At 62.2% G+C, this 9,870-nt stretch carries 7 protein-coding genes and 1 pseudogene; 7 read left to right on the forward strand and 1 reads right to left on the reverse strand.

Features of this window, described 5'->3' with window-relative positions; translation table 11 throughout:
• Nucleotides 1-90: 90 nt before the first annotated feature.
• From glmM to serA, 5 genes are all read left to right on the forward strand, one after another.
• A complete protein-coding gene (gene glmM, locus AC0L2C_RS32210; RefSeq protein ID WP_287325485.1) occupies nt 91-1,443 on the forward strand; it encodes a phosphoglucosamine mutase in 1,353 nt (450 codons plus the stop codon).
• A gap of 226 nt (nt 1,444-1,669) precedes the next feature.
• Nucleotides 1,670-2,500: an outer membrane protein gene (locus AC0L2C_RS32215; protein ID WP_473525343.1), complete on the forward strand. Its 831-nt coding sequence runs from the start codon at nt 1,670-1,672 to the stop codon at nt 2,498-2,500.
• A gap of 190 nt (nt 2,501-2,690) precedes the next feature.
• A complete protein-coding gene (locus AC0L2C_RS32220; protein ID WP_473525344.1) occupies nt 2,691-3,440 on the forward strand; it encodes an outer membrane protein in 750 nt (249 codons plus the stop codon).
• A 188-nt stretch (nt 3,441-3,628) separates the two neighbouring features.
• Nucleotides 3,629-4,804 (forward strand): phosphoserine transaminase, encoded by a 1,176-nt coding sequence (locus AC0L2C_RS32225; protein ID WP_473525345.1) that lies wholly within the window; start codon nt 3,629-3,631, stop codon nt 4,802-4,804.
• Nucleotides 4,805-4,986: 182 nt separating this feature from the next.
• Nucleotides 4,987-6,585 (forward strand): phosphoglycerate dehydrogenase, encoded by a 1,599-nt coding sequence (gene serA / locus AC0L2C_RS32230; RefSeq protein WP_031255292.1) that lies wholly within the window; start codon nt 4,987-4,989, stop codon nt 6,583-6,585.
• 105 nt (nt 6,586-6,690) lie between these two features.
• On the opposite strand, the gene AC0L2C_RS32235 is transcribed toward serA, so the two are convergent.
• Complete coding sequence (locus AC0L2C_RS32235; protein ID WP_473525346.1) at nt 6,691-7,581, reverse strand: DMT family transporter; 891 nt, start codon at nt 7,579-7,581, stop codon at nt 6,691-6,693.
• Nucleotides 7,582-7,894: 313 nt separating this feature from the next.
• Between AC0L2C_RS32235 and AC0L2C_RS32240 the strand changes: the two genes are divergently transcribed.
• Both AC0L2C_RS32240 and AC0L2C_RS32245 read left to right on the forward strand, forming a co-directional pair.
• Nucleotides 7,895-9,193 carry an adenylosuccinate synthase gene (locus AC0L2C_RS32240; protein ID WP_473525347.1) on the forward strand — a complete coding sequence of 433 codons (1,299 nt, stop codon included), beginning with the start codon at nt 7,895-7,897 and terminating at the stop codon, nt 9,191-9,193.
• A gap of 74 nt (nt 9,194-9,267) precedes the next feature.
• Nucleotides 9,268-9,870, forward strand: a pseudogene (locus AC0L2C_RS32245) (hypothetical protein); the annotation flags it as partial.

A 9,870-nucleotide genomic window follows, 5' to 3' on the forward strand; every position in this document is an offset into this window, starting at 1 on the left:
GGTGCCCTATAATCATGAATTGTGATGATAGGGCTCGGGCCAATGTGTGGCATGACGTGCCGGCAATGAACCATCGGGAAGCTGACTAGCATGGCAGGAAGTTATTTCGGAACGGACGGCATTCGCGGGCGCGCCAATAGATTTCCAATGACGGCGGAGATCGCCATGAGGGTCGGCATGGCCGCCGGCCTTTCGTTCCAGCGCGGCAACCATCGTCACCGCGTCGTGCTCGGCAAGGACACCAGACTTTCCGGCTACATGATCGAGAACGCGATGGTATCGGGCCTGTGCGCCGCCGGCATGGACGTGTTCCTGCTCGGCCCGATTCCGACGCCCGCGGTCGCCATGCTGGTGCGCTCATTGCGCGCCGACATCGGCGTGATGATCTCGGCCTCGCACAATCCCTACTACGACAACGGCATCAAGCTGTTCGGTCCCGATGGCTACAAGCTTTCCGACGAGATCGAGGAGCGCATCGAGGGGATGCTCGACAAGGATATCGAACTGGCGCTCGCCGACTCGGACGGACTCGGCCGCGCCAAGCGCGTCGACGGCGTTCATGACCGCTACATCGAATTCGCCAAGCGCACGCTGCCACGGTCGATGTCGCTGTCGGGCCTCCGCATCGTCGTCGATTGCGCCAATGGCGCTGCCTACAAGGTGGCGCCCGAGGCGCTGTGGGAACTCGGCGCCGAAGTTGTCGCCATCAATGTCGAGCCCAACGGCTTCAACATCAACAAGGAGTGCGGCTCGACCCATCCGGCCGGCCTGCAGAAGAAGGTGCACGAAGTGCGCGCCGATATCGGCATCGCGCTCGACGGCGACGCCGACCGCGTCGTCATCGTCGACGAGAATGGCGCGATCGTGGATGGCGACCAGATCATGGCGCTGATTGCCGAGTCCTGGCATCAGAGCGGCCGGCTGGCCGGCGGTGGCGTCGTCTCGACGGTGATGTCCAATCTCGGCCTCGAACGCTTCCTCGGCGACATGAACCTGCAGTTGCACCGCACCAAGGTCGGCGACCGCTATGTCGTCGAGCACATGCGTGCGCACGGCCTGAATGTTGGCGGCGAACAGTCGGGCCACATCGTGCTGTCCGATTTTTCCACCACCGGCGACGGCCTCGTCTCGGCGCTCCAGGTGCTCGCCTGCATCAAGCGGCAGAACCGACCGGTCAGCGAACTGTCGAAGAAGTTCGCGCCGGTGCCGCAATTGCTGAAGAACGTTCATATTTCCGGCGGCAAGCCGCTCGAGGAAGCCCTGGTCAAGGCGGCGATCGAAGATGGACGCCACCGCCTGGGCCAGGCCGGCCGTCTGGTCATCCGGCCGTCCGGCACGGAACCGCTCATCCGTGTCATGGCGGAAGGCGACGATCAGCAACTGGTCGAGGCCGTCGTCAACGACATTGTTGGGGTCATTTCGGAAACCCGCAGCGCCGCCTGATCCCTCAGCTTTTGCCAGGTTGAAAAGCCCGCCTTCCGGCGGGCTTTTTTCGTGTGTCCGCACGCCAAATCATTGGCGCAAAACGCGAAAATCCCGAAAGATTTAGAGATTCATGGTTAAGCGATAGGGTTAAACGCGTTTTAACTTTTCCAATTCATTATCCACGACTGAAGCCAATCAGATTCGGACGCGTTCGCTGTGCCGAGGGTTCTCAGGGGTGACAAGTATGTTCAATACAGCAAGAATGGCCGTCTTTGCCGGGCTGCTCGCGGGCGTGGCCGGACCAGTGTTCGCCGCCGACTTCGTCGAGCCGCCCGTGGTCGAGCCGGCCCCGCCGCCGCCCGTCTACGAGCAGCCGGTCGAATATGGCGGCTGGTACATTCGCGGCGACATCGACTACCACTGGTCGGAGTTTCGCGGCGCCGACTACATCACCTACGGGCCGGATCCAGGCACCGGCCGCTTTGACAGCGGCGAGCTGGACGGTGCCTTCTCGGCCGGTGCCGGCGTCGGTTACCAGATCAACCAGTATTTCCGCACCGACCTGACCGCGGACTGGATGAGCAAATCCGAATTCCGCGGCTCGACCACCGGCATCTGCCTCGATGGAGATCCCTGTACTTCGACCGACACCTCGTCCTATACCGCGCTGCTGCTGCTCGCCAACGCCTATGTCGATATCGGCACCTGGCACGGCATCACGCCCTATGTCGGCGCCGGCATTGGCGGCGCCTGGGTCAAGTGGGATAAGCTTCACAACACCATTGAAGACGGCGAATTCTCCCACAATGGCGGCAAGGGTTGGCGTTTTGCCTATGCCGCCATGGCGGGCGCATCCTACTGCCTGACCGATCGGGTCAAGCTCGATGTCGGCTACCGTTACAGCCGTATCGAAGGCGGTAAGATGTTCAACTTCGCCAGCAATGTCGGTCCTGGCCATGACGAGGGTATCAATGTGCACGAAGTGCGCGGCGGCCTGCGCTATCAGTTCGGCAACTCGGACTGCGCCCAGCCAACGCCGATCGCCTACGAACCCGAACCGGTCTACACCAAGTGATCGCTTCGAGAGCAGGTTTGCGGGCCGCCCGGCAAAAGCCGGGCGGTTTTTTTCGTTGTGGCGGAACGCGCATCAAAATCAATTCGCTAACGCGCTGTTATCCTTAACCGCCACTTAACCACTATGGTTAACAATGCCCTGAAACGGCGCTCGCGGACGCGAAAGGCGCCAAGTTCGGGAGCCGGGGATCATGACAGTCAAATCGGGCATAGCACTGGCGCTTGCAGCAATCGCCCTGACGCCGTTGTCGCAGGCGCTTGGCGCCGACTACGATCCGCCGATCTATGTCGACCAGGCGCCGGACTATGTGCCGGTCGAAGTCGGTTCGGGATGGTATCTGCGCGGCGATGTCTCCTATCTGGTGCAGAAGAGCTTCGACAATGAGGACTTCGCCTTCGCGCCAGCGAACTTCGACGAAGAAGAGGATCACATCTTCGCCAGCATCGGCTTCGGCTACCATTTTAACGATTATCTGCGCGCCGATCTCAATCTCGGCTATCTGCCCGGCAACGAGATCAGCGTCAGCTATGACAACGGAACGACCGTGGCATCGGCGGACCTGGAGACCTACGCGTTCTCGGGCATGCTCAACGGCTATGTCGATCTTGGCACCTATGTCGGGATCACACCCTATCTCGGCGCCGGTATCGGTATTGTCCAGACCAGGCGGCGCCTCTCGGCGGACTATTTCACAGACAACGCCAACCCCGCCGACGATTTCGTCCGCGATGACAACGAGACCCATTACTCTTTCGCCTATACGCTGAACGCCGGCCTTGCCTACCAAGTGTCCAAGAACCTTTCAGTCGATCTGGGCTATCAATATTTTTCCGCACCCGACGCCGAATATACCACCGCACAGGATTTGGATTCCTATCCGATCGACAAAGGGATCAGCAATCATCAGGTCAAGGTCGGGCTGCGCTACGATCTCTGGTAGGCACGGCGAAAGCCTCGGGGATGCCAGCGGCGGACTTCGGTCCGCCGTTCTGTTTTTGGTCTGGGATGCGACCAGTATCCCGTCAGCGACAAAAACTTTCCTCTTGACGCCGGAAGCCTGAACGCATATCGCCGTCTGTGGGCCACCCCTCCCCAACGAGGGGCCACTATCTGGAAGGATAGACCACGATGACGATCCATACGAAGCCCGGACTGCGCCCGGCAAATCCCAATTTTTCCTCAGGTCCCTGTGCAAAACGCCCCGGCTGGTCAGTCGAGGCGCTGGCCAATGCCGCGTTCGGACGCTCGCACCGCGCCAAGGTCGGCAAGACCAAGCTCGAACAGGCGATCGAGCTGACGCAGGAAATTCTCCAGGTGCCGGCGGATTATCGCATCGGCATCGTGCCGGCGTCGGACACCGGCGCGGTCGAGATGGCGCTGTGGTCGCTGCTCGGCGAACGCGGCGTCGACATGGTCGCCTGGGAGAGTTTCGGTTCCGGCTGGGTCACCGACGTGGTCAAGCAGCTGAAGCTCGCCGATGTGCGCAGGATTGAAGCCGGCTACGGCGCACTGCCGGATGTGACAAAAATCGACTTCGACCGCGACGTGGTCTTCACCTGGAACGGCACGACCTCAGGCGTGCGCGTGCCGAACGGCGATTTCATCCCGGCCGCCCGCAAGGGCCTGACCATCTGCGACGCCACGTCGGCGGCCTTTGCGCAAGAGCTCGATTTTGGCAAGCTCGACGTCGTCACCTTCTCCTGGCAGAAGGTGCTGGGCGGCGAAGGTGCGCATGGCATGCTGATCCTCAGCCCGCGCGCCGTCGAGCGGCTGGAAAGCTACAAGCCTGGCTGGCCGCTGCCGAAAATCTTTCGCCTCACCTCGGGCGGCAAGCTCATCGAAGGCATTTTCAAGGGCGAAACCATCAACACGCCGTCGATGCTGTGCGTCGAGGATTATCTCGACGCGCTGCGTTGGGCGAAGTCGATCGGCGGTCTCGACGCATTGATTGCCCGCGCCGACGCCAACGCCGCAATTATCGACGGTTTCGTCGGTAAATCCGCATGGCTTGGCCATCTGGCCACCGACCCGGCGACGCGGTCGAACACGTCCGTCTGTCTTTCCTTCACCGACCCGGACGTCGCCGCGCTTGATGCCGACGGACAAGCGGCGTTCGCCAAGGGCATCGTCTCGGCGCTCGACAAGGAAGGCGTCGCCTACGATATCGGCGCCTATCGCGATGCGCCGCCGGGCCTGCGCATCTGGTGCGGCGCAACCGTCGAGACTTCCGACCTCGAAGCGCTGCTGCCGTGGCTCGACTGGGCCTTTGCCGTGCAAAAGGCATCGCTCAAAGCGGCCGCCTGATCCCTCCCCTTCGAGGGGAGGGTGGCCCGAAGGGCCGGGTGGGGTCGCCTCCACCCAACTCAACGGTCCGCCTTCCAGAAAGAAAAAGATTTCGGCCACGCCCGGCCGCAACCATCCCACCCCGGCACTTCGCGCCGACCCTCCCGTCAGGGGAGGGGCGCCAATCGCAAAGGATGAAGCCCATGCCCCGCGTTCTCGTCTCAGACAAACTCTCCACCACCGCCGTGCAGATCTTCAGGGATCGCGGCATCGAGGTCGACTACCTGCCCGATCTCGGCAAGGACAAGGAAAAGCTGCTCGAAGTGATCGGCCAGTATGACGGCCTCGCCATCCGTTCGGCGACCAAAGTCACCGAAAAGCTGATCGACGCCGCCACAAGGCTCAAGGTGGTCGGCCGCGCCGGCATCGGCGTCGACAATGTCGACATCCCGGCGGCGAGCCGCAAGGGCATCATCGTGATGAACACGCCCTTCGGCAATTCGATCACCACCGCCGAGCATGCCGTCGCCATGATCTTCGCGCTGGCCCGCCAGATACCGGAAGCCAATGCCTCGACCCATGCCGGCAAGTGGGAAAAGAACCGCTTCATGGGCACCGAGATCACCGGCAAGACGCTGGGCATCATCGGCTGCGGCAATATCGGCTCGATCGTCGCTACGCGCGGCGTTGGCCTGAAGATGCACGTCATCGCCTTCGATCCGTTCCTGTCGGACAGCCGCGCCGAGGAGCTCGGCGTCGAGAAGGTGGAACTCGACGAGCTGTTCGCCCGCGCCGATTTCATCACGCTGCACACGCCCTTGACCGACAAGACGCGCAACATCATCGACGCTTCGGCGATCGCCAAAATGAAGACCGGCGTGCGCATCATCAACTGCGCCCGTGGCGGGCTGATCGTCGAGGCCGACCTGATCGCGGCGTTGAAAAGCGGCAAGGTGGCAGGCGCCGGCATCGACGTGTTCGAGGTCGAGCCGGCGGAGAAAAGCGAGCTGTTCGGCATGGAGAATGTGGTGGCGACGCCGCATCTCGGCGCATCGACGATGGAGGCGCAGGAGAATGTCGCTCTGCAGGTCGCCGAGCAGATGGCCGACTACCTGATCAAGGGCGCCGTTTCCAACGCCATCAACATGCCGTCGATCACCGCCGAGGAAGCGCCGCGCCTAAAACCTTTCGTCAAGCTGGCCGAAGTGCTCGGCGCCTTTGTCGGCCAAGTCACCGAGGATCCGATCAAGGAGGTCGAGATCCTCTTCGACGGCTCGACCGCGACGATGAACACGCGCGCGCTGATCAGCGCCACACTTGCCGGGCTGATCCGGCCGCAGGTCTCCGACGTCAACATGGTTTCGGCGCCGATCATGGTCAAGGAGCGCGGCATCATCGTCGCCGAGGTCAAGCGCGACAAATCGGGCGTGTTCGACGGCTATATCAAGCTGACGGTCAAGACGGAGCACAAGACGCGTGCGATCGCCGGCACCTGCTTCTCGGACGGCAAGCCGCGTTTCATCCAGATCAAGGGCATCAACCTCGACGCCGAGGTCGGCCAGCACATGCTGTACACGACGAATGCCGACGCGCCCGGCATCATCGGCCTGCTCGGCACGGTCTGCGGCGAGAACGGCGTCAACATCGCCAACTTCCAGCTCGGCCGCAACCGGCCTGGCGGCGATGCCATAGCGCTGCTCTATCTCGATGCGCCGTTCCCGGAGAAGGTGCTGGAACAGGTGCGGGCGCACAAGTCGATCGACTCCGCCAAGCGGCTGCATTTCGACGTCGGCGTCGCCTGAATCATGCGCGAGCGCCCCGCGGGCTTTGTAAGCCCACGGGGCGTTTCGACAATGGCGTCGAAATATCGACAGAGTTCTTTCACGGCCCGTCACAGGTTCCGGCTGTCAAATCGCCATTTTACGTCCGCTGTATTCGGCCAGGCTGATGCCGCCGAGCACCAGCACGAGAGCCACGCCCTGATAGAGCTGGAATGTCTCACCGACGATCAGCACCGACAGCAGCGTGCCGAAGATCGGCACCAGGTTGATGAACAGGCCGGCCCGGTTGGCGCCGATCAGTTCGATGCCCCTGATATAAAAAATCTGCGAGACGACCGAAGCGCCGATCGCAGTGTAGAACGCTATCGCCCAGCCGCGCGCATCGGGGATGATGACCTTGCCGGCAGCCACCTCCCAGAGGAAGAAAGGCAGCGAGGTCACCAGTGCGGCAATCGACAGCGCCAGCATCAGGCTTTGCCAGCGTATGGCCGGCTTCAGCCGCAACCCGACCGAGTAGAAGCTGTAGCAAAGCACCGCGATCAGCATGATGGCGTCGCCGAAGTTGAGATCCAGCTTGAGAAGCTGGCGCAGATCGCCGTGGCTGGCGGTCAGGGCGATGCCGATGATCGTCAGCACGACACCGGCGATCTGCACCCGGTTCACACGCAGGCGAAACAGCACGAAATTGGCGAGGATGATGACGACCGGGATTGCCGCCTGCTCGATCGAGACGTTGATCGCCGTCGTGTAGTTGAGCGCCGTGTAGAAGATCGCGTTGAAAAAGGTGAAGCCGCAAGCGCCGAGCCCGCCAAGCAGCAACCAATGCCTGCACACCACCGGCCAGTCCTCGCGCAGCGTTCGCCAGCCGATCGGCAGCATGATCAGAACGGCCAGGACCCAGCGCAGGAAGACCAGCGTCATCGGCGAAATATGGTCGACTGCCAGCTTGCCGGCCACGGAGTTGCCGCCCCACAGCAAGGTGGTGAACAGCAGGAACAGATAGGCGGTTCGATGCATCGCGAAATTCCAACCGGGGTGGGCAGGGTCATTGCCGACCTATTGTGGTGGTTCGCCCAAGTAAATGATGTCAAACGCGAAAATTGTTGTGCCTGAGGGCGCTTTCGGCGGCAAAGAATGGTCGCGCTCGCCGGGTGTTGACGTTATAGAACGACGTACGTCCACTTGGACGCACAAAGTACGCGTCTCGAGGCTTTGAACGTTCGCGTCGTGCTATCCGAAAATCGATTCCGATTTTCTGGCCGATGCGATAGAAGCCTGTCGTTTCGAACCATTCAAGCCGCTCCGAGCGGCGCCTCAAGGGAAAAGAAACATGGCCAATGTGGTGGTCGTCGGCTCGCAATGGGGCGACGAGGGCAAAGGCAAGATCGTTGACTGGCTGTCGGAACGCGCTGACGTCGTCGTGCGCTTCCAGGGCGGCCACAATGCCGGCCATACGCTGGTCGTCGACGGCAAGGTCTACAAGCTGTCGCTGCTGCCGTCCGGCGTGGTGCGACAAGGCAAGCTGTCCATCATCGGCAATGGCGTCGTCTTCGATCCGCATGCCTTCGTCGCGGAAGTGGCGAAATTGCAGGCGCAAGGCGTCGAGGTGACGCCGGAGCGCCTGAAAATAGCCGAAAACACCGCGCTTATCCTGTCCTTGCACCGGGAGCTGGACGGATTCCGCGAAGACGCCGCCTCCAATTCCGGAACGAAAATCGGCACGACCCGTCGCGGCATCGGCCCCGCTTATGAGGATAAGGTGGGCCGGCGCGCGGTCAGGGTGATGGATTTGGCGGATTTGGAAACGCTGCCCTTGAAGGTCGACAGGCTGCTGACGCATCACAATGCGCTGCGCCGCGGGCTCGGCCACGCCGAAGTCACGCATGACGCGATCATGAGTGAGCTGATTTCGGTCGCCGACGAGATCCTGCCCTATATGGATCGCGTCTGGAAGATCCTCGACGACAAGCGCCGCGCTGGCGAACGCATCCTGTTCGAGGGCGCGCAGGGAACGCTGCTCGACATCGACCACGGCACCTATCCGTTCGTCACCTCGTCCAACACGGTGGCCGGTCAAGCGGCCGCTGGATCCGGCGTCGGCCCGGGTGCCATCGGTTATGTGCTCGGCATCACCAAGGCCTATACGACGCGTGTCGGCGAAGGTCCGTTCCCGACCGAACAGAAGAACGAGATCGGCGAGTTCCTGGGCACGCGCGGCCACGAGTTCGGCGTCGTCACCGGCCGCAAGCGCCGCTGCGGCTGGTTCGATGCCGTGCTGGTTCGCCAAGCCGTTGCCGTAAACGGCATCAAGGGCATCGCCCTGACCAAGCTCGACGTGCTCGACGGGCTGAACGAGATCAAGGTCTGCACTGGCTACCGCCTCGATGGCGAGGCGATCGACTATCTGCCGGCCAGCCAGGGTGCGCAGGCGCGCGTCGAACCGGTCTACGAGACGCTGGAGGGCTGGAAAGGCACCAGCGCCGGTGCCAGAAGCTGGAACGATCTGCCGGCCCAGGCAGTCAAATATGTCCGTCACATCGAGGAACTGATCGGCGCGCCGGTCGCACTCCTTTCCACCAGCCCTGAACGGGACGACACAATACTTGTGACCGATCCGTTTCAAGACTAGATTCCAAGCTGTTCCGGGCATCGCGGCCGATTTGCGGGGGCCGGCCCAGAAACGAAATGCAGGTCGACTGAAGCATGGCAGATTTTGTTGGTGCTCTGAAAAAGACACTCGACGGCCTTGGCAATCCGACGCCGGAGATACGCGCCAGGGTCTATGACAAGGCCCGTTCGACAATCGCGGAAAAGCTTGCGAAGAACATACCGCCGCTGGCGCCGTCGGTCGTTGCCCAGCATAAGCGCACCCTGGAAGATGCCATCGCCATCGTCGAGCGGGGCTACGCCAAGCCTGCGCCGGTATCCGATCCGCTGTCGGAGTTGGAGGACATCTTCTCCTCCATCGACCGCAACAAGAACCAACCCAGCCATGTCCGACAGCCGGCAAAGGCCGAGCCGGCATGGCAGCCGGCCAAGACCGAGCCGGAATGGCAGCCGGCACCGACCGCCAAAGCCTCGCTGAATTGGCAAAAACCGCCTCCAGAGGGCACCGATGCGGAGCCTTCGGACGCGGATCTTCCAGCGGCGTACGAGAACAGCGATAGCTTTAGAGACGATGTCTTCCCCAACGACGAGGAGCCGGCGCCGGACACTTTTCAGCGTCAGCATCCTGCCGAGCGCAGGCGCAGCTATGGCGGGCTGATCGCCGCTGTCATCGCCTTGCTCGTCATTGCGGGCGGCGGC

The sequence above is a fragment of the Mesorhizobium sp. WSM4845 genome, from assembly GCF_055811455.1.

Excerpts from the sequence above, each read along its gene's own strand:
- glmM (WP_287325485.1), top strand. The coding sequence starts at position 91 with ATGGCAGGAAGTTATTTCGGAACGGACGGCATTCGCGGGCGCGCCAAT.
- AC0L2C_RS32215 (WP_473525343.1), top strand. The coding sequence starts at position 1,670 with ATGTTCAATACAGCAAGAATGGCCGTCTTTGCCGGGCTGCTCGCGGGC.
- AC0L2C_RS32220 (WP_473525344.1), top strand. The coding sequence starts at position 2,691 with ATGACAGTCAAATCGGGCATAGCACTGGCGCTTGCAGCAATCGCCCTG.
- AC0L2C_RS32225 (WP_473525345.1), top strand. The coding sequence starts at position 3,629 with ATGACGATCCATACGAAGCCCGGACTGCGCCCGGCAAATCCCAATTTT.
- serA (WP_031255292.1), top strand. The coding sequence starts at position 4,987 with ATGCCCCGCGTTCTCGTCTCAGACAAACTCTCCACCACCGCCGTGCAG.
- AC0L2C_RS32235 (WP_473525346.1), bottom strand. The coding sequence starts at position 7,581 with ATGCATCGAACCGCCTATCTGTTCCTGCTGTTCACCACCTTGCTGTGG.
- AC0L2C_RS32240 (WP_473525347.1), top strand. The coding sequence starts at position 7,895 with ATGGCCAATGTGGTGGTCGTCGGCTCGCAATGGGGCGACGAGGGCAAA.